10 protein-coding genes and 1 pseudogene are annotated in these 22,016 nt (G+C 38.3%); 3 read left to right on the forward strand and 8 right to left on the reverse strand.

What is annotated here, in order from left to right; all coding sequences use genetic code 11:
• Positions 1-27: 27 nt before the first annotated feature.
• Together HMAT_RS17365 and HMAT_RS17370 are read right to left on the reverse strand one after the other, a co-directional pair.
• Positions 28-600, reverse strand: coding sequence for a gluconate 2-dehydrogenase subunit 3 family protein (locus HMAT_RS17365; RefSeq protein ID WP_104384132.1), 573 nt, complete (start codon positions 598-600; stop codon positions 28-30).
• Between the two features lie 4 nt (positions 601-604).
• Entirely contained in the window at positions 605-2,284 is a 1,680-nt protein-coding gene (locus HMAT_RS17370) for a GMC oxidoreductase (protein ID WP_104384133.1), read from the reverse strand.
• 232 nt (positions 2,285-2,516) lie between these two features.
• On the opposite strand from HMAT_RS17370, the gene HMAT_RS17375 reads away from it, so the two are divergent.
• A complete protein-coding gene (locus HMAT_RS17375) occupies positions 2,517-3,365 on the forward strand; it encodes an AraC family transcriptional regulator (protein WP_104384134.1) in 849 nt (282 codons plus the stop codon).
• Between the two features lie 319 nt (positions 3,366-3,684).
• Here HMAT_RS17375 and HMAT_RS17380 read toward each other — a convergent pair whose 3' ends face one another.
• Positions 3,685-4,329 (reverse strand): DUF6624 domain-containing protein, encoded by a 645-nt coding sequence (locus HMAT_RS17380; protein ID WP_104384135.1) that lies wholly within the window; start codon positions 4,327-4,329, stop codon positions 3,685-3,687.
• Between the two features lie 388 nt (positions 4,330-4,717).
• Here HMAT_RS17380 and HMAT_RS17385 point away from each other — a divergent pair, with 388 nt between their 5' ends.
• Positions 4,718-5,563, forward strand: coding sequence for a TlpA disulfide reductase family protein (locus HMAT_RS17385; RefSeq protein WP_104384136.1), 846 nt, complete (start codon positions 4,718-4,720; stop codon positions 5,561-5,563).
• Positions 5,564-6,354: 791 nt separating this feature from the next.
• Here HMAT_RS17385 and HMAT_RS17390 read toward each other — a convergent pair.
• From HMAT_RS17390 to HMAT_RS17410, 5 genes are all read right to left on the reverse strand, one after another.
• Positions 6,355-7,257, reverse strand: a complete 903-nt coding sequence (locus HMAT_RS17390) for a hypothetical protein (protein WP_104384137.1) — start codon at positions 7,255-7,257, stop codon at positions 6,355-6,357.
• An 18-nt stretch (positions 7,258-7,275) separates the two neighbouring features.
• The gene (locus HMAT_RS17395; protein ID WP_104384138.1) at positions 7,276-7,971 is read right to left on the reverse strand and encodes a hypothetical protein; all 696 of its coding nucleotides are present in this window, start codon (positions 7,969-7,971) and stop codon (positions 7,276-7,278) included.
• 91 nt (positions 7,972-8,062) lie between these two features.
• Positions 8,063-9,172, reverse strand: a complete 1,110-nt coding sequence (locus HMAT_RS17400) for a helix-turn-helix domain-containing protein (RefSeq protein ID WP_104384139.1) — start codon at positions 9,170-9,172, stop codon at positions 8,063-8,065.
• A 56-nt stretch (positions 9,173-9,228) separates the two neighbouring features.
• On the reverse strand, positions 9,229-11,115 hold the full coding sequence (locus HMAT_RS17405; protein WP_104384140.1) for a serine hydrolase: 1,887 nt from the start codon (positions 11,113-11,115) through the stop codon (positions 9,229-9,231).
• Between the two features lie 1,105 nt (positions 11,116-12,220).
• Positions 12,221-18,070: an ATP-binding protein gene (locus HMAT_RS17410; RefSeq protein ID WP_104384141.1), complete on the reverse strand. Its 5,850-nt coding sequence runs from the start codon at positions 18,068-18,070 to the stop codon at positions 12,221-12,223.
• Positions 18,071-18,199: 129 nt separating this feature from the next.
• On the opposite strand from HMAT_RS17410, the pseudogene HMAT_RS27270 reads away from it, so the two are divergent.
• Positions 18,200-21,985, forward strand: a pseudogene (locus tag HMAT_RS27270) (YecA family protein); the annotation flags it as partial.
• Positions 21,986-22,016: the final 31 nt, after the last annotated feature.

The following is a 22,016-nucleotide window of genomic DNA, read 5'->3' on the forward strand; positions in this document are numbered from 1 at the left end:
ATAGGGGCGACCTTATATTTTTCTGTTTTAAGCCCAGGCTTTATCTCCTTTTTTATAGGGGACATCGCCCTCATAACGACCGGGAGCCTGGTTATAACGGAGTGCCTGTTTATAACCAATTTCAGAAGAGAAATATCCCAGGAGAGTCAGCTGTTTGAACATGGTGTAATAATGATTGGGTGCTGCTCCTTTTTTTTGTGCATACTCTTTTGCTTCTTTGTCAATAGCAGTCAGTAAGGTAAGCCGCTGCTCTGGCGTGGCTTCTACGAATCCCAGATGATGCATTTTTTTAGAGGCTGCATCCAATTTTTCCATCCCTTCGAGAAATACTTGCTGATCTGCTACCTCGTAGCAGTCATTCACCATGACTGCCATAAAAGTACCTACTTTTGCTGCTTTGGCACCTGGGCTTTTGTTTGTCGTCGGGAGTATGGTGTCTGCCACCTCATCCAAAAATACGATTTGCTGCGGAGTTAACTTGAGGCGTTCCTTAAGGTCACGTTCTTTGCTGGAGCTGCAGCCCGTTAGAAAGGCATTACCGCCAATCACGGTTCCGCCTGTAAGCAGGGCAATCATTTTTAAAAGTGTTCTTCTTTCCATTGGCTTAGCTATTGTTTTTCTTAAGCTCACTGACGGCATGATCTACCGCCCTTGCAGTCAGTGCCATATAAGTCAGTGAAGGATTTTGGCAACCGGAGGAGGTCATGCAGGCGCCATCGGTGACATATACATTGAGACAATCCCATACTTGATTCCACTTGTTGAGTACTGAGGTTTTGGGATCCAGTCCCATTCTTGCGGTTCCCATTTCGTGGATACCATGTCCCATGGCGTGGCCACTATCCCAAGTGTTCACATTTTTTACTCCCGCAATAGTCAGCATGGCTTTCATTTCTTCCTGCATATCTTTCCGCATCTTCAGCTCATTCTCTTTCAGCTCAGCATCCATGGCCAGTACTGGCAATCCCCATTTATCCTTTCGCTCTTTGTCCAGTGCGATTTTATTATCGTGGTAAGGGAGTATTTCGCCGAAAGCGGTAGCGCCGATAGTCCACTGACCAGGTTCGGTGAGCGCATCTTTGAAATCACCGCCAATATTGAGTTCGGCAACCTCTCTGCCCCAACCTTCACGACTGGCGCCACCCTGGTAACCGAAACCACGTAGGTAGTCTCTTTTGTCGTTGCCTATATTGACAAATCGGGGAATATAAAAGCCATTGGCTCTCTTACCGAATATATACCTGTCTTCGTAGCCTTCCACGATCCCAGAAGCACCGATGTTGTAATGATGGTCCATCACATTATGTCCTAGTTCGCCACTGCTACTGCCCAAACCATCGGGCCAGATGTCTGTTGCGGAGTTGAATAAGATCCAGGTGCTGTTGAGAGCCGATGCGCATAGAAAGACCACTTTACTTTTGAATTCATAGGTTTGGTTGGTCTCGGTGTCCAACACCTCTACACCGCTAGCCTTTTTTGTATTTTTATCATAGAGGACCTGCCGAACCAGCGAGTAGGGCCGGACGGTGAGGTTGCCCGTTTTCATTGCAGCGGGCAAAGTAGAAGACTGTGTGCTGAAATAGCCCCCGAAAGGGCATCCTTCCCAGCATCGATTTCTAAATTGACATTTCGACCGGCCAGGAATCAGGGCTGTTAGGTTTGCCGTTCGTCCAATGATCAGGTGTCGCTTGTCTCCATATTCTTGTTTAATACGTTTGGCTACATCCTTTTCGACGCAGTTCAGCTCCATTGGGGGGAGAAACTGTCCGTCGGGCAGATGTGCGATATTTTCTATGGATCCGCTGATGCCGGCAAATTTTTCAACATGGTCATACCAAGGGGCAATATTATTATAGCCAATGGGCCAAGATACAGCAATTCCCTCCCTTTCATTGGCTTCAAAGTCCATTTGGCTAAACCTATAAGATTGCCGTCCCCATAAAGTAGAACGCCCGCCCATGCGGTAGCTGCGCCACCAGGTAAAAGGCTTCAATTCAGTATAAGGACAGTCCTCCTCATTCACCCAACCGTCCATCACGGCCTCTGAGGCAGCCCAGCCACGATGGATAACGGGATACTTCTTTTTCTGTTCTGTAGTGGTACGTCCGCGGTGCGGGAGATCCCATGGTTCGCGTAAGGCAGATTTATAATCTTTGACATGCTCGTAGGGGCCTCCACGTTCCAGCATCAGGACTTTTAAGCCCTTTTCACAAAGCTCTTTTGCAGCCCATCCGCCACTGATGCCAGAGCCTACGACGATGGCATCATAGGTATTAGCTTCCATACTTGATTCTTACTGAGGTTGAGTTCATAATTTTATTTTGGTTTATTTTTTTATGCGATAGCCGCATACAGTTCACATTTGGTTCCCTTGTCTTATGATAAATTTACAGTATCCCCCGAGCATCTTTCAACTGCTATTTGGTTGAAAAAATATGCTATCTTGCTATTTGTTGTGTTTATAATCGTATATTATGTGTTCAGATAGCAGATGTATTCGCTAGTAGATTTTTATAATGAAAACACTGATCCAGAAAATACATGTTGAAGAACAGTATTCTTTTGCCTGTCGAACGTACAGGACACCAACTTTTGAAACCGCCTGGCATAGGCATCCCGAGTGTGAACTGATTGTGATTACAGAGGGAAATGGTACTGCACTTATCGGTGATTATATCGGTGATTATAAACAAGGAGATGTGTTTTTCCTTGGCTCGGATCTACCGCATTGGTTCCGCAAATCAAAGCCGGATGCTGTGGGGAGTGCGATTGTTGTTCATTTTCTAAAGGATTTTTGGGGAGCGGGATTTCTGGCCCTGCCCGAGATGCATGTGATCGCGGGCTTATTGAAAAATGACAGCACGGGAATCCAGCTTATGGGGGGGCTTTCGAATGAGATTGATCTTATGATCCGTCAAATTGAAAATACGGAGGGGCTTGAACGTATCCAGCTATTATTGAGCTGTATGCAGAGGATTGGGGCATCCGAGGAACAAAAAGTGATCACCATGGCTTTTGATACAATCGCAGGCCGTGAGGAAAATATCGTTATCGAAGCAATAATAGATTATTCCTTCAAGAATTTCTTAAATCCTATTTCTTTAGAAGAGGTTGCTGCCAGCACGAACATGTCTATTTCGGCATTTTGTCGCTTTTTCAAAAAGAACATTAAAAAGAGTTATTTTGATTTTATCAAGGAGCTCCGGATTGGTCATGCCTGCAAACTGTTGCGTGATACGGATCGGCCTATTTTGGACATCTGCTACAATAGTGGCTATAACAGCTGGGCACATTTCAGCAAACAATTTAAGGTGGTGACAAAAGTATCACCCTTAAAGTATAGAAAACAGTTTCGTACGGGGTAGCGGCTTTTCTAGTGCATGTCACAAGAGTTCTATAGAATCTTTAGTGCCTTTATTACAGTTTATAAAAAAGATGAAAACAGGCAAATAGAATTATAGGAGATTTTCCTATGTAAATCTATCTGCCTGTTTTTGTTTATCCAAATCCTAAAGTTAGGAGAAATGTAGCTTTGTTTCTTTGTTATCAAGCACATTGGATATATAGCCTATGGGTTTGTTCACCGAGTCTATAAAATTAATCGAAGTACATTAAGTAATAGAGTATCTCCAAAAGATACTCTAAACCCCATTTGTAGAACATGGAGAAAGAAAAGTAGGGCTTTTATCGATTAGGATACAATGTAGGCCCAGTTATTCCTTTTCTTCTAAAACTCTCTTCGTTTCTTAAAAAATGATTTTTACTTACTTTATTGAGATACTCCTCAATGCTTTCTAGATTAACCAAACTTCTTCTCTTGTTAAGGTTGTCTATATCTTCTACATCTTGGACAAATGCTTGACAGGAATCAGTACGATAAGAGACTTGGGTACCGTAAAGTTGCTTTTCACCAGCACGGATCTTTATTCTATCAACAAGATATGCATAGTAGGTGGAATGTGCATTTTTCCGTTTCACTTGAACCTCCATTTTTTTTAAAACTTGTTTTTGAAAATCTGGCCATTTATCACAATGCTGAACTATGAGCCAAAAGCTCTTACTTCCCGTCTCGCCAACCAAATCAAAACCTGGGAAACCGTATTTATCAAAAATTCTTTTAGCTTCCTTGTAATTTACTGTCGCTATACTATCAATTAGAGCCATGTGTTGCTCACTACCGGACTTAATGTTTTTAGGTGGTGATTGCATGATTTGTTGATCAATTTCGGCCATTTGGATCAATTTTTTTGAAAGAATAGAATCGCCTTTTGAGTAACAGAAAAGAGAAATAAGCGTTTGAAATGCAATTAATAAAATAAATTTCTTCATTACAATATGTTTATTTTTGAACAGTTTTACCGAATTTAATCAAAATTGTAGAAAATTTATTTTGTATATTGCTTTACAAAGTAAAAACAAACCATTTAAATAAACTTTAGAAACCATATACGCAATAAATTATAATAAATATCTTTTAATTATGATCTTTATAAACCGATTTCTTTTAATGACCTTAACGACATTTGTATGCAGGCTTGGACATTGCCAAATAAATCAAATGTTAAAAGGTGAAATCGCACATGGAGAAACAAAATCAGACAGTATCTACCTTAAACAGGATATTTTTATACCTTCAAGATATTATGAACCTGTTGTAAAATAAACTAAAATATCGAACAATACTTTTACTTTCAATACCTCCATTACCTATCCACAGATGTATTTTACTTACCTTTCAGAAGATAAGGATATTTTATCTTTTAGACCTGGTGCGTTTTTTATTGATAATAAAGATTCGAAACTCATTTTTGATTATCAGAACGGAGAAAATGGATATATATTAAATGAAACAGGTACAGAATATCGGAATAAATTCCAGCCTTTTCTTAAAGCCCATTTTAATACCGATGACAATCCGCGATTTTATATTCGTTTATCTTCAGAGAATTCCTTTAAAGTAGACTCTGTATATGCGCAATATATCCTGGCGAACCCCGATTCATATGTGGCTTTGTGGCATGTAGTGCAAAGGTTTTTTATAAAGGGGCATAGTTCCGAACGTGAAGCTACATTGAATTTATTTTCCGCTAAAATAAAAGAAACAAAACTATGGAAACTTTTAAATAACGATATGCATAATGCATTGATTAAAGAAAACCATCCATTTCCTCAAATTGAGCTTAAGAATGAAGATTTCGCATTGAAAAAAGTATATATTCCTAAAAATAAAGTGGTGGTTGTGGACTTCTGGTTCAATAACTGCAAACCTTGTTTAGCTGCTTTCCCAAAGTTAATTGATCTTTACCAGAAATACAAAGATAAGGGTTTTGAAATTATAGGAGTATCAACAGATCGAAGTGAGAGGGTTAAAAACTGGAAGAAAGTCATCCAAGACCATCAACTTCCATGGGTGCAGTATCTTGACGAAAATGCAGTTAAAGCCTCTGAAATGTATATTAGTCTATATCCAACTGCTATACTTATTGATAAAAAAGGTAACATAGTAAATAAAAAAGCTTCACTACAAGATATCGAAACGTTTTTAATAAAAGAGTTGAATTGAAACAACTGTTGGTTATAAATCATATAACTGATTTATATAATTATTAATTTAGTTCAGGTTCTCCAATTTATTTAAAATATTATTTAATTCTTTAGGCCATTCTGTTCATATATTTAAAAATAGTCCCATTTCTAAATATTAGCCTCAAGCTGTACTCGATTTGTAAACAAAGCTTAGATGCTGAATCCTTGAGGAGAAATCGAACTCTGGAAAAACGGTAGCAGAGTGGCTGCAAACTCATTTTTTGCGTCATTGATAACCAAAGCCTAAATAATTTTGTTAAAATTTTCGAACTCTAAATGGATGTGCTTTAATAGCTTGGTACATAGTTTTTTATGGGTATAAAAAAAGGAGACACTTTCTGTTAAGTGTCTCCTTAAGTGGGGTCACGGGAGGTCAATAGAACCTTTAGTGTCTTTATTAGAGTTTATTAAGAAGATAAAAACAGGCAAATAGAATTATTTGGGATTACCCAATGTAGTTCTATTTGCCTGTTTTTGTTTATCTAAATTTTAATGTTATGAGAAATGTAATTTTATTTATTATTATCAATATAGTTGTGGTTATAGGAAACTTTGCGGCACTCAGTATGAAAAATCCTTTGATTGGATTTACTATAGTAATTGTAGCGTGGATTTGGCTTTTAAATAAGTCTTTTCCGCCATCTTAGGATTTTTTCCACTACCAGAATAATAGAACGGCCAATTTTAAGCAATTTGATTTTCAGGAACAGTTAGTATAAACTCGATAATCCCCTGAGAATACCTAAAAACCTTTTTGCTCAATATAGTTTATTGGTCAAGCCAATGAACTATATTGAGCAAAAATTGGGCATTCTGTTTTGCGGCCGGATAGTTCATTCCTCTTTTTTCACTTTTTATGCCATGGAGCTGTGCCGAAAAAGGAGCGCCGTCTCCGAATATCACAATCCTTCCTTTCCCAAACCGAAGATAAGCACCGTTTGCGAATCCTTTACCCGACAATCGGGGAATATAGTCTGGAATAGGCCTTTTTATCTGATTCGCATCGTTAGGTAGATAAATTTCATATTCTTCATTCAATAAAGAAATAATATTTGCGTTCGTTGGGACGATAAATCCTGTTCCTCCCCAGCACATGATACTGTCTATTTCTTTACCTGATCCAGTGGTTATTTCGTTGGATAACAGTGTTTCTCTATCCTTTGAAAAGATTTCGGGACGTCCATTCTTAGGTAAGGCAAAGCCGTTTACGATATGAATGCCAAATGCCGCACCAAGCTTTTGCACGGAACCTCCGCAGGGCATGTGGTCGGTAACTAGAAATAAGCTTCCACCATCAGATACCCATTGACGAAGCGTTTCTATCTCCCGATCGGTAAAGGCAGAGTAGGTGGGTAATTTCCAGTTTTCCGGATTATATAAGGCATTTATACTGATATAGATTTTCACTTCCTTTAATTGATCGTAAGAGATTTTTTCTTTAGCACTTCGGAGACGATATCCGTCAGCCTGCAGGAGATGTGAAAAAGCGGCATAAGCACCTCTCAAAGTAACCGGATTGTTATGTGCCTCGTCAAATAGGAGTAGAGGTCCATCACCGATCCGGTGGTGCGGATCGGTGATGGGATAATGAAACTGTTCATCTGCTACCTGTTGGGCGCTAAGCTGAGCTATACCCAGCAGCAGGAGTAAGCTGGCAATAAATCTGTTCATATTATTTTTTGAATAGGATTATTGGTCAGTCTTTATCCAAACATCATTTTCGAAACACTGCATCTGCTCTATCTTTCCATTGGCAACAGAAAATGTCAATGGAAAGGTACCATCATCATTGAGGAAGAAAAATTCCGAGCGTGGGGTAAATGAAATTATTTTGTTATCCCACAATTGTGTAAGCGTTAAGCCTGTTGAGGAGGGATCTATTTGAATCTTAAAGTTGTTGTCATTTTCCTTTAGGTAAGTTCCGGCAAGCTGTTTCAGTTGAGATGCGGTTAGAATCGCAATTTTATTCGGGTCAAATGGCACGCGCTCACATACAATTCTGCCCAGGATCTTGGTTTGGCTAAAATCGCCGGAACTATTCTTTAAAAATTCTATGGCATATCCTTCGTTTTTGGATTCAAAATGCGTGTCATCTTTACGGACCAGCTGATATCTTTTTTTCTGATCCCACAGCTGTGTGGCATACAGGTTATTATCGTGCTCCTCGAAAGCAATGAAAGCTACTTTATTGGGTAGCTGGTAGTAGCCTTGAAATGATTTTAGCGGAACCAACTGTTGTTGCTGGGGGGTATCCTTAGGGGCGGACTGGGCAAGTGTATCAATCGAAACAAAAAGACAACATGCTCCCACCAGAAGACCATATGTTGCTTTGGAAAATTGGCGGATCGCTCTCGAGTATCCGCTTGGTTTGGTGTATTGTATCATAATTTATTTTGTTGATATGATACAAGAGTAGCTCTTTTTGATAGGCTAACCGTCCGAATGGATGCAATCGAACAAACTTTATTGTGTCTGGTTAATTTGATTGTTTACCATGAACTTTCATATATTCTGTCGGCGTAATGCCTGTTGTTTTTTTGAAGCTGGCATAAAAGGTTGTTCTTGAATTGAAGCCTGCCCTTATTGCGATTCCAAACATATCAAGTTGCTTGACCTCTTCGGATAATAAAAGTTTTTTCGCTTCCTCTGTGCGAAGTTCGTTGATAAACTGATAAAAATTTTTCTCCAGTCCATTGTTTATGACGTAGGACAGATCATGCGGATTGATTCCGATATGCTCCGCGAGGGATGATAGTGTTAAACCCGGGTCGAGATATAGCTTTTCAGTACTTGTTTTCTGTAATAATTTTTCTTTTAATGTGTCTACCTGTTGTGCTGTCAACCGCTCCTCGGCCTTAACCTTTTGATGCTCCGCTTCGTTGATGAGGTTTTTTGTAGACTCAATAGTGTAAATTGACCGTTGTGTTAGCGTTGCGTACCCAAGTGCCACTGTGCCCATAAAATATAAAATTGGGGCAACAGCACTAAAAACTAAATGAACCATAGCTAGCAGGCGGACAATAATCATCAATAATAGCGCGATCAATAGATACTTCAACCAGGCCATGTTTATCTTTTCCGTATAGGAAGATAGCTGGCGAATGTTTTTCTGGTGTATTTTGAAGAGGCTATAACAGGCAATCCAATAAAAGATACATTGTGCAAAAAAGAAATATTTAATAGCAAAGATGATCCATTGCGGTAATTGAGGCGGATGGATGTGGTTATTAAAAAGTCCGGGTATTAAATAGATGATGGAGAAGAAAAGGAAAGCGAGGAAGGGAACAAAATGTAATCCCCAATATCGAATTGTTGCTGTTGGTTTGACCATGTAGTGAACGGTCAGGTAGAAGCAGGGGAGGGTAGCCCATCGAGGGAGTTCCAGCGCATGGATTAATCCTTCGCTCTCGATATGAAAACCTTCTAGAAAAAGCTGGGTAAATAAGCATGCCATCAAATAATACCATGTTCCTAGCCATCGGTCCGCCTGTGAACAAGTGTGGTTGACACCCATAAAGATTAAAGTGCCGAGCAATAGAAATGCACCTGCTGAAAAAGCATGAAAGGTATAGAGTATATTGATCATGGGCCGTAACAAGTTATCATTATAACGTGAATTTAAACATAATTGATCAAATGGTGCTACATCATCCAGATGGGTACTCCGATCCAACCATTAATGGATAGAAGGGCGATAAGATAGCATAAAAAGAAGTTATTGAAGGCTAAAAACAGACGAAGCCATAATGGGTTCAGTTGAGACCAACGGCTATAAAGCAACAAGCTGCTTACGACAACCAAAATAGCAAATAGGAGCATGCCCAGAAAAATGGAAAAACTTGTTCCATTAAAAGAGACAAATAACTCTTTATGGCTGGCGTCTGTTTGTCCCATGAGGCGATAAGCAGCGAGAAAACAGCATGTTCCTATTATTGGCAATAAAGGAATGCCTAGGTCTATCAGTTTCATTTTTCGAAAGAGCGTAAGAAATATTCCGATAAGGCTATAGATGAGATAAATTAAAATAGCCATAAGTCCAAGATAGATAGGCAGCTTTTGGATTAAAATAGGAGCCGGAGATACTTTGCGATAGAAACTATTGCCATAACCTTGAAAGAAGGGCTGGCCGTTGGGATCTTTGGCTAACACAAAAGCCGGGAGAATATCATCTTTTAGCCGGAAGATGCCATTGCCAACGTGGACAAGAGAATCGAGCTGTCCGTTTTCTTTTCTTACGACGAGTCTATCCTTGCTGACCGCCGTTAGTTCAATGCCACCAAAGATACGTCTGTAAAATTCCCAGCGTTCATTTTTTGGATTCATAAATTGATAGTATCCGAGTAGCGGTTTAATTTTCTGTTCATTTATCGGTAGACTGACAGGTTTCGGAACAGAAATGTCTCTTGTTAGAAATTCTTCAATAGCCTGTGAGATTGGCCACATATTGACGACGCTATTGGCTGCTATTGCGTAAGCTATACCGGCTTCACGGTTAAAGAATAACCAAGATACAAAGCCTTCTCCTTTACCATTGTGGCCCCTTAAACTGACCTTTTTATTATTCGGGAATAGATCATTGCCGAGGGCATATCCCGTCTGTAATCCAGCGCCGCTAGCTAAGGTACTGTGAATCGTCTCCATTTCCTTCAGGCCGGCATTGTTCAGTAACCTGCTGTCGGCGTTACCATTGAGCAGATAAAGCATGAATTTTGCCATGTCCTCAGCAGTGGACACCAAAGCGCTTCCGGCGCCATTTCCGATAGGACTATAGAATGGCATTGGTCTGTATTCCCCATTTTGAAAGTCATAGCCTGTGGCAAAGCCGGGTCTATGAGTACCATCAAGATCAAATATGCTGTTGTGCATATTTAATGGCAAAAAAATCTGCTCTTCTAAATACCTATTCCAAGGCATGCCTGAAACTTTTTCAATAATATAGCCGAGTACGTTATAACCTGGGTTGGAATAGGACATCATGGTTCCCGGTCGCCAGCGGACCCTAAGCGAATTGCTAACAGCCTTGATGGCATCGATACCGGCAAGTGGCTTTTTTCTGCTTATATCTACCATGCAGTTGAGTTGAACATCGTCAAAACCCGCGGTATGTTCGAGCAAGTGAACTACCCGTACCGGATCTGTAGCTTCCCAATGATTGTCAAAGGGTATTTCGGGCGCAATATCACGAATACGGTCATTAAGTTTTAGCTTACCTTTAGCCACTAATTGTTGTATACCCATTGCCACGAAAAATTTGGTGACAGAGGCGAAGTGAAATTGCGTTTGATGTTCTACTTGACGACGTTGTTTAAGATCAGCATAGCCCAGTCCACCCGAGTACAGTATACTGTCTTTTTTTACAATAGCAACCAGTAGACCGGGTATATGTTCATTCTGAATCACAGTATCTAAACGTCTATACAATTGGCTAATATTGCTGTCAGATTTTGTAGCAGTGCTTACCTGTGCTGATGCAGTAAAATAAATTGCCACAATGAACATTGCTAGATAGAAAGTTTTTAAGTTGATCATAAGCTTTTCTTTTTTGCAAATTAGCAATGATCTTTACTGGTCTTGTCCGTATCCATCCAAACGGATAAATCTGTTAATGTTATTGAGTGAATTCAGATTATTACAATCTCGCTAATAGAATTATATAGGAAAATCCTATATAATTCTATTAATAATTTGCTCTATTCCATTCGTCATTACCTTTCGATTTCGAATTGTCCTTATCTTTTCCTTCACTAAATTTTTATACCATAGATAATTCTATTCTTCTCGTATAATAATATTTGTAATAATATTGCGATGTAGCATTAATAAAACTATTCCAGAAAGGATTGTAACTTTTAAAAATACCATTAAAATTTAGCACAATAGTAGATAATACTGTAAATTGTAATACCGATTCAAGTGTTTGGAATGCCAAATCCTTAAGGAGATATCGAACCCCTGAAAAAAGAGTGCAGAGATGCCATACAACTTGTTTTTCGCCTCTTTGGTAACTAAAGACTAAAAAATTTTGTTAAAATTTTTGAACTCTACGTATAGGTGTTTTAATAGCTTGGTTCATAGTTTTTTATGGGTATAAAAAAAGGAGACACTTTCTGTTAAGTGTCTCCTTAAGTGGGGTCACGAGAGTACAATAGAACCTTTAGTTCCTTTATTACAGTTTATTAAGAAGATTAAAACAGGCAAATAGGATTACACTATGTAATTCTATTTGCCTGTTTTTTTTATAAAAATTTTAATGGTATGAGAAGTGTAATTATGTTTTTTGTTATCAATATAATTGTAGTTATTGGACTCTTTGCTGCCTTAAGTATGAAAACTCCATGGATTGGATTTGCTATAGCTTTCGGTGTATGGTTTATATACTTGTGGAAAAGTACAAATCCATGAGATTAAAAATTAATTGTTATTAAATTTAAACTTCAATTCCACTTGGCCCCTCAAATCAGTGATTAAAAGATTATGGGACTTTCGATTTGTATCCTTTTACATGAAGCAAACTCGGCGTTTTAACTTTACAAAAGCATTTATATCAACATTTTTCTGATAGCAAAATTTTCTCAAGTACCTACAAGTACCTATTTGTTACGATTTTTATTCTAGTATTATTCGTTAATAGCGATTATGTATTTGAGATTATCCGATGGGTCACATATGGCTTTGGCCATTCATCCCTGTAAGAATCGGCTTTATAATAGAATTCTTCCCTTACAATATATGCGAATTGCATATTATTTTTCTGCAAAATATCCTTAAAAAAAGCAGTATCGATAACCAGATAGTTTGAATGGGGGATCAAATGTAAGTGACGGTTAAATGTTTCCCGTAATCCTGACATAAAATCCGCAGCTTTCGCAATGGGCCGTTCTTTAGAAAAATAGAATATACCATCAGTTTTAGGTTCCAATCTTAATCCTGATCCCAATAGAGGATGTAGTAACACAAAAGGGTTGAAGATGCGATAGTATTCCCATATATGATGAGTCGGAATATTAAGTTGAGCCGTTAGTGGTTGTAAACCTGAGATTACAGGTTTCCGATTCCTTGCAGAATATCCTAAATCATTATCCAAAGAACCAAATTCGTTGAGGTTTCGAATTTTTGGATACAAAAATCCATTGGCATGAATTTGATCATATATTTGGTCTGCATTTCCAATTAATGTCTGATTTGATGGGTACGCAAATGCAATTGTTTTTTGTACGTAATAGGTCCCAGCCGAATAAAAGTCTTCACCATGATGAAATACAGCGTTCATCGATAAAATAGTGTTATCTCCCGACGCAATAAATGCTTGGTTTAATTCTTCGGATAAATCCGGATGCGCATCTCCTGATTTTATTAAAGACACATGATACTCTGGCCACCATTCCGGTTTACGTTGCGGGGAAACCTCCCATATAGAATAGTCTATCGGCAAAATTTTTAATGTCAGACGGAAAAACGTCCCTATGTCAAGTAACCCTATATCATAAAGGCTATCGATAATTTTAAAGAATGTCGATTTTAAGATTTCAGCAAAAATAGTATTCCTACCAATCATTACTGTAGTTCCCCTATTTTCATATTCTTCATCTTCAGACCGGTACACCAATCCCATTTCATCACAACGCTCTTTATACATACACAGCCACACCCTCCAGACTGAAAATGGACTACGGTCTTCAATATCATCCAGAAAATCGAGATAAGAAAGTGTCAGGTTTCTGCCAATCAAATTTTTAAAATGATCGAGATCAATTTCGGGAGGTGCGGAATTAATGGCGACAATAAGCGGCCTATCGATATATAATGGAACTTTCAATATCACGGCAATACGCTCAAGCAATAAATCTGTCGCCATACATCGAATTTTTAGTAATTTACCCAATCGCAATTGCCCCAGATGTTTAAACGTTAATGACTGCTGATTCTGTAGTGAGCGTATAATTACTAACAGGCCATAACATGCAATAGATTCCAGCTTACAGGATTCTAGCCAAGAATAGAACATTGAATGAATCTCTCCCGATTTATCATTACGCAGAAGTTCTGATATTTTTTCTGCAGCTGTAGATTTTACTAATGGGCTCATCCATTCCAAACGACGCAAGAGTAAATCAAACGGTTTAATTTCTTTTGGTTTAGTCCAAAATTCAGGAACCGGTAGAGTCACATTAGGAAAAATGCTCGCGAGAGTATCTAAATAGAATTTTACATACTCTTCAGCACGTTTAATCTGGCCTGCATCAACAAAGAACTGGATACTTTTGGGAATTGGAATTGAATAATTCTTTTCGTCACCATATCGTAATCCTGAGTTACTCACAGTCCATTGATAAAACTCTTCTCTCCTGTGTGGAAAACTTTGATTAACCTCCCGCCAAACAGCACGAGCATCTTCCATACGAACCATATAATTACTGTTCCATCCCCCAATAGCGATCATTTGCCAGCACAAACAATCAAAGGCCAGCGCCTTGTCAACTTTCAATGCGTAGGGATATAATATATTTAACGTTTCTTTTCCTATATCCCAAGGTTTATCACCCAACACACTTTTGATTTCTTTTAAAATTTCTAAAGTTGAATTCGGCAACTTTCGTAACCAGAATTTTGCCCAAAGATTAATAAAATGTCCTTCGTCAAATCTTGTAAAGTCTTCTTTTTCCTTTTTGTCTGACAGGATCTTAGCTAAACTGCCTGGTATTACGGACGCGTAGGATTTGTCATTTAAATTCTCGCGTTTATATGATGGGGAATTACTTTCTTTTTTCGAATAATTGAGCCCCCCGAATTTTGAGTGAATGTCTGCAATAACTTCGGTCATCTCGGGGTTAACGTTTTCACTTGAAATAGCAGAAAACCCAGAGTGGTCTATTGCAGTACATGCTAAAGAAAATGAGATGGGATCATTTAAGTCCAGCGTTTTAAGCACACTAGTCCAGAGAATGTCACTATCAAGGTACTCTCTAGTATCTAATCGATGAAAATAAAAATTATACAACAACTGAATATCATAACGAGCCACTAGTAAGTAAAAAGCAGAGATAAAATGCCTTGTTTCATCACCATCAGTAAGTTCTTCTATATAATAAACAAATGGCATTAACCTATTCAAATATTCACCTGTTTCGGATGACCCAGAATCAATAAGAGCCTCTATGCTCTCTATGATATCATGCATGAACATATCTTTATGATAACCATAGGCCAAAATATTTTCCGCGGTTAGATAGAGAAGTTTAGGCAAGTGCACGCCATTCTGGAAGTCTTTGTACAGCAAAGTTAGACCTATTAGGCTTTCCGCTTTGTCTTTGAATGGTATCAGCTCTTCTTGAAGCTTGTCTAGTTGTTGTTCCAAGAAAAAATCCAAAGCTTCCTCGGAAATTGACACCAGCTTGCTTTGTACCAGATCAAATAACTTATTTTGATAATACCATTTATGATGAAATAAGAGATCGAGCTCTGCTTTGGTCAACTCAGGTTGATTTCCGTTTCGGATATTCGTAATCTGTGTTAACCATACTGTTTCTTCTATAATATAGGGAAGAACTGCTCTTCTAAGTTCATAGATTTTAAAATCATACGAGAAGTCCAATTCTGGAAGTTCCTCAAGATGCTGGAGTACATCATGAAGTTTTATTCTTTTCTTCTCTGAAAAAGATCTCCCCAAAGTTGAAGCGATTCTAGCCACAATTTTTGCCAGTTTTACGGGCCAACGTTCCGAAGCGTTATTTAAGAATTTACTGATAGTTGTTTTGTTCTCAGCTAGGGCGTTAAAAAAGGCCGCGTCGAAAGTGCGTTCAAACAGTTTTATTATTTCTATACTTTTTGAGGAATTATAATATTCATATTCGTCAGGGAATTCCTCTTGACTAGGAAAATCACATAATTTCGCTGGTCGAAGTCCTGAATAAACAGAATAGAAGTCCAGCATTCGATGAGCTTTTAGGTTTGTTCTGGTTATGACTTCTATCCATTGATAAGAGCCACTCAACATATCCCTCTGCATGAATACCTCCAAAAGTGCTACACGCTCTGATTGTTTTAGGCGTAGTCTTAGTAATGCATCTATACGTTCTCTATTATTAGCTTCGTCTGCTAGCAGGCAATTTAGGTAAGCTGAAAAGTATGTGGAGGCTTCGCTTGATTTACGGAATTGTTTAAGAAAATTGAAGACCTTCTTTGTCGGAATATCCGGAAAAGCGACCAGTACTTCTATCCAGTTTAGAGTTAGTTCTTTTTGATCAGAATTGCGGTCTTTGTAAAGTTCGTTCATCCGTTCCATTGCCTCCAAAGGAATATCGTTTACAATCCCCCTATTTTTAAGACTTATCAATATCTCTTTAACTTGGTAATGGGTCAACTTTGAGAAGTCAGGATATGGTATTGCAAGATTGGGCTTAGACCGAAAAGATGTAATCCAAAGCGTATTAAGACACTCAGCCATGTTAAATGTACGATTTGAAAAGTAACTGGAGACAACGGAAAAGTAAATTACCTTGTCAACACGTTTATTTTCGAAAGCTGCTTTAGCTGCAAGGTCCAATAGCTTTTGAATCTGAAACTCATCCCGACAATCAAGATAACTGTTTATGATCCAATCGTGGCTTAATGATAAAAGAGGTGCAGGATTATTCAAATAATATTCAATTTTTGCTGATTCTGCCCATCTCAAAGATTCTTGCGCCGGATTTTGTAACCATTCCCTGATGACCCTGTAAAGTGCTGTCTGCTGTTCTTTTAATTCTGGTTGACCATTCATAAAGACCTGAAAACTGTTGTGATAAACTGAGATGCCAGACAACTCTATACGTATCAAATGAGATACATCCTTAAATGCTATACTTACATCGGCTGGATATTTGGTCAAGTGGGCAGCTAGGGAAAAAAGTTGTTCTTTGTGCAACTTAAAATCTAATGCAGTTATTGCATAGCAAAGACTCTGTGCAAGTTCCGAAAGAGAATTCCACAAAGCAGCATAATAGTTTGAAATATCATTACCATATGGCTTTATTCCCCTAAGATCATAGCTTGAGAGATTTCTGCCATTATTGCTAATCTCCGTAATTACGTATCTTAGGTGCAATGGGTTTCCAGCGGTTAATTCATAAAGTGCGTCCGTACTCTCTCGAAAGTACTCTTTATATTTTCTCGCAACATCAGGAAATGCCTTTCTTGCAATCTTTGCAACCTGTATCCTGTTGAGACCTTTAATTTCGGCCCAATCAGACTTGGGAGCATATTGTTCAACAATTCTTGGAAAACAAGGAGTTGCCATCTCCTGTGTTCCGAATATTATCCAAAAGCCTTCCTGCGGAAATATAATATCATTTAAGAATGATACTAAAGCGTCTCGGTTTTTACCTTCCCTAATAACATGATCAAGTCCATCTATAATAAGAACAAATGCGGTTCCTTGATGACGATGATATTCCGCAATTCGATCTATAAATTCCTTAATAGCGATATATTCTGTATTTATTTCACCGAGTTCCCTAATCACTGTGTTCTTTTGTTTTTTAAACTCAGCTTTAAGGGCTTCTTTGACCCGATCCGAGTTAAGTCGCTCTGCAAAGGAGGAGTCCTTAGGGTTTAGGTGGTAATGGTGCCTAAAGACCATGATTCCGTTTTTCTTCAAAGTGGAAAATAATTTTGACAAATAAGTACTCTTACCGCAACCTGGTTTCCCAGTGAAGACCTTTATACCTCCTTTGACATCTTTGAGCTCGAACAGCAATTTCTCATGAAATCCCCTGTCAAAGAATTCGAAATCGTCAGGTATTTCAAAATTTTGATTCAACGGCCTTGGGTTGTCCCATGAAAGACAACTGCGTATTTCTTCAAGCGTGAAGGTTTTAGGAAACATTGCGCGTCCCTGGGAGGCGATATAGAGTAATAGGCTATCGACACCCGCTTTGGTGACTTTTAGCTCTTTATACAAAATTTCTCTGAGCGTTGATTCAAGTTCTTGGATGCCTGGCTGATTGAACTTAAAGTGAAAGTTCATGAAGAAACTTTCCAAATCTTCTTCGGAAAACTTATCGGTCAGATCTTTATAAAAATCCGGATCGACGTTTGCCACCTTTCTTTTGTCCAATTTAAAGCCAGATAGGCATTGGGCTACATCTGCTGCGATATTTCCATTGCTTTCTAATGAAGATTTTGTTGGCTCAAGTTCGATAAGTGCTAAATATGAGCTAATCCACTTGAATATCCCCTTTGCTTTAAGTTCTCGAAAATCCCATAAGTCCCTATTGGGATGTTGGCGATGCTTTAGCTGAAAATATTCGGTTGTCCCCTCAGTTCTAGTAACGGTGACGTCATCGATTGCGAAATATTTTTCATTTACCAGATCCGGCTTAAATTGGATTCGTATTTGAGTGTATGCTCTAGGATTTAGAAGCCAGTCCACACAATGTTTTAGCACGTGAAGGTCCTCATAGGTATAACCGGATCTAATGGAACTATTAGGATTAATTTTGCTCATATCTATTGACCAAAATAATGAATTTCTTGATTTCAACCAATAAAACTATACTGGAGGATTAAGATTACTCATGGTAAGCGTGAATGGTTTTAGTACCTTTGAGTAATTTCAAACAAGTATAAACCAATAATGAAAATAGGGAGAAATGATCCATGTCCTTGTGGTAGTGGTAAAAAATATAAGAAATGCCATTGGGGTAGCGATGTTGCAACTACACCTGCTCGTATTACGGATACTCGACAACTAACTTTTAAAGAATTGATACGAGGTTACCGTGGAACCCCTATTTTAAAACTTCTTGCATACCTTCAATTATTACCAGAAAATCATGGGCATAATTTTAGCCTTGAAATAATGGCTCGAGAGGTTATGAGAGCTACTAACGAAAATGATCAGAGGCCTTATATGCCATGGGAACAACTTTTACTAGCCATAAATCAAGGACAACGATATGGCAGTGAGATACCTATAAATTTGTTTACGGAAAATGCCATATCGGTCAATGGAAATCAAATTGTATTTCCGGGAGTTTACCGAAATGCTTCTGCAATCCTTAATGAACTCTTGCAAGTCATTCTAACAGGCGAAAATTCTTTGCCAGAGGATTTTAAATGTCTTGTGTATAATGGTGCCGGATTGTTACTTTATATGAGTAATCAGGTGGCTGACGATTTGAATTACGAACGATACGAACCAGGAAATCATTCATCAAAAATTGCTTTCCCGGAATATGAAGAGTTTATTAGTAACTCTAAATCATTAATTTTTCCGACCGAATACCTTAATAAAATAGCGGAGTTATATAATTATGACCTATCGGTAATCGAAAAATTTATATTAATCACAACTGACCCAAGACTTGCAGACGATGACCCAGATGATAATATAGTTTCGTTAAAACCGCTAATCCGAGACGGTAGTGATATTATATTATATATGCCAACAACTGTCGTAAGTAGCCTCATTGGCTTTATATACGAAGAGGCCGATGCTGCAGGATGCAAGAACGTTTTTATGGAGATGCTCTTTGAAGAACAAAACCATTGCGCCAGCACGGCCCTCAGCCATTTAGGTTGGGCATTCACCGACATAAAACTTCCTGATGATGCTTTTCGTCTACCGATCCGAGAGTCAATATGGCAATTTGATAATCAAAAGTTTGGGTATCTCTGTGTTTTGGATATTGAAAAAATTAATGGAAATTATACAAACGAAGAACGGGGAAAATTATTAAATGCGAGGAATACTCAGGTCGTTGAGCATTTAAAGTCTATAGAAGAAGCTGAAACCTTTGAGGTGCTTTCTCTTTTCGTATTATCTGAGACCGGTCATGGAAGTTATTTCTATATGACAAAACCCGAAAATGGAGAAAAGAGCTTAGTTATGACACTTGGTGACCTTAATACTATTGCTTACGATCAAGAATCGGATTTTCTTACATTATGGAAATTTGCTAGCATTTATGACGAAACGAGTTCACGCTTTCGTATTCTAAATGTGAGCGGACTGTTAAATTTATATGCGGTTTATCGAAACAATGATGGTTCATTAACAAATTCTGACGACGCTCGCCCGAATGGCTCAATGTTAACCTATCTACCAGGCAATGATATTAGTTTGCGACATGATGTAAAAATTAGTCGTGATGAACACTTAGGAGGACTTATTTTTCCAAGGGGACTTCGTGGGTTTGTTACCATCATAAAAAAGCGAGAGTATGCACCGATCTATGGTCTTAAGGACGAACTTTCATCGGAATATAGGCTAATGCTCGAATGTTATAGAATGCCAATTTGGATAACTAATTATCAGAAAGACACGGATTCGTTAGCACCTGAAATTGCAGAGGCAATACTGTTTTGGTTATATCGTTTAGAGCCTTTTCTAAGCCCTGAACTCAATAAGCAGAATTTTGTACAGTTTGAAATTGAACTGATTATTGACGAACGGATGTTGAACGGCAACGAATTCATCGTTAAAACTGTTGAGCCAACAAGCGTTGAAATCGCTACATCAATAGATCCACCAAAATTACAAGTATATATCCCTTACGATTTTATGTATCTGACAGGTAGATCCGATAATATAGGAGAGAAAATGCTGGTAAAAGCAGCTTTAAATGGACTTGTAAATTACATCAGGGAAGCTGGAAAAGAAATAAAATTGACAACGGAACAGATTGATGAAATGGTGGCATCTGAACTTCAACCTGATAATGCAAAGATGATACTTTTCACGGACGCAGCTGCCAACGTTGAACTCGATGGAAGACACCTCCCGCCGCAACGATATATAGTGGAAGTTGATACGTCTTATGTTCTAGATAATTTAGTTAGTTTCTTACCCCCGGACATCATTATTCCTGAAAATTTAGATGATATTAATGAAAAAATCAGTTTATGTGATGCCATAGTTAGTGCATTGATTACTGAATTGTCACGAAGAATTGCTGATTTCAATGTGACTGAATTAGTCGAATGGTTAATAAAATGGAATGAACGTTGTATTTATACTAGAGAGATAAGAGAAATACGGTCTCCCGCTAAAATTGCTTGCTTTGCAAATTTTGAAGATGAAGTCAATGATATAAATGAAAAAGACGGTCAATTGGTTCCAACAGCTCATTCTATTCGCACGTTGATTGAATTTGTTGCTGCCATTGCGCCAAATGGCACAAAGAGACCTAACTATGCTGATATAGGGGTTTTGCTAGCAATGACCCATCAGCTAACAGTCTGGGGATCAATTAGTGAAGCAATGCGAATGGGGCTAGATAATCCAAAGATCGGATTGTTGCCATCTGGACGAATTGGAACTGATAAGAGCTTCCAGAATGAAGTACTAGTTCCTTATTCGTATGCGCGTAGCCGAGGCAATGTCGCCCGATATGTCGCCCGTTTCGATGAAAAATATATTCATAAATATCACTCTAGTGGCGAAAGGACAGAAGAGAATGATAGGATAGATGCTGCATTTGAGGAAGAGTTTGGAATAACCTTAACCGAAGTATCAGAAGTGCTTGGAGTAATGATTAATTATGGTTTTAAAAGAGAAGAGGCGTGTTCTGTTTTACCAGAAAATGAACTGTATCAATTACTTAAATCTGAACTCCCTGAGAGAAATGAAGCACGATTAATTAAGACGCTTGAAACCATGACTCTTTTAGAAAGAAAAGGTATTGGTTCTGCACCAAAAGGCTACACATCAAAGGATATTTTCCCATGGCGATATGGCCGGAACTTATCTTATTTAAGACGCCCCCTAGCATTGATCGTTGACAATTCCGGGACGCGTCAATTTTTATTTGGTTTCCGGCATTTAAAATCATATGTAGATAACCTTTTGTTTCTCATTTTTACAGGAAAATTGCCTGAAACCAGATCCGAAAAAATGAACGCATTAATTGGAACTATACTCCATGAAAAAGGTACTCCATATCGAAATGAAGTCGCTGACTGGTTGAGGATACATACTAATCTTGAAGTGATAAAGCACGAAGTAAAAATCCAACCTGGCGGCCACATTCTCGCCGGAAAAAACTACGGAGATGTTGACATTATGGCTGTTGATCATGAAGAGAAAATCGTTTACTCAATGGAATGCAAGAATATCGTTGGCGCAAGAAATATACATGAAATGAAAGTTGAGCTTGATCTCTATCTTGGTAGAGAAGGGCAGGAAGCTAAAGCAAAAATCAATAAACATGTTGAACGCAACACTTATTTGCAGGAGCATCCCGAGGTTGTAAAGAGGTTTCTTAAATTGCAAGAAGACGCATATAAAGTAGTATCTATCGTCGTAGCATCTGAGGAGATGCCAATTACTTATATTGCAAAGACACGTCTTCCATTGCCTGTAATATCCTTCAATCAGTTGAAAGAAAAGGGAAAGAATGCTTTACAGAAAGAAATATAAAATTGATAATTAAATTAAAGACACTTTGGGA

Source organism: Sphingobacterium sp. HMA12, from assembly GCF_002933815.1.
Taxonomy (GTDB): domain Bacteria; phylum Bacteroidota; class Bacteroidia; order Sphingobacteriales; family Sphingobacteriaceae; genus Sphingobacterium.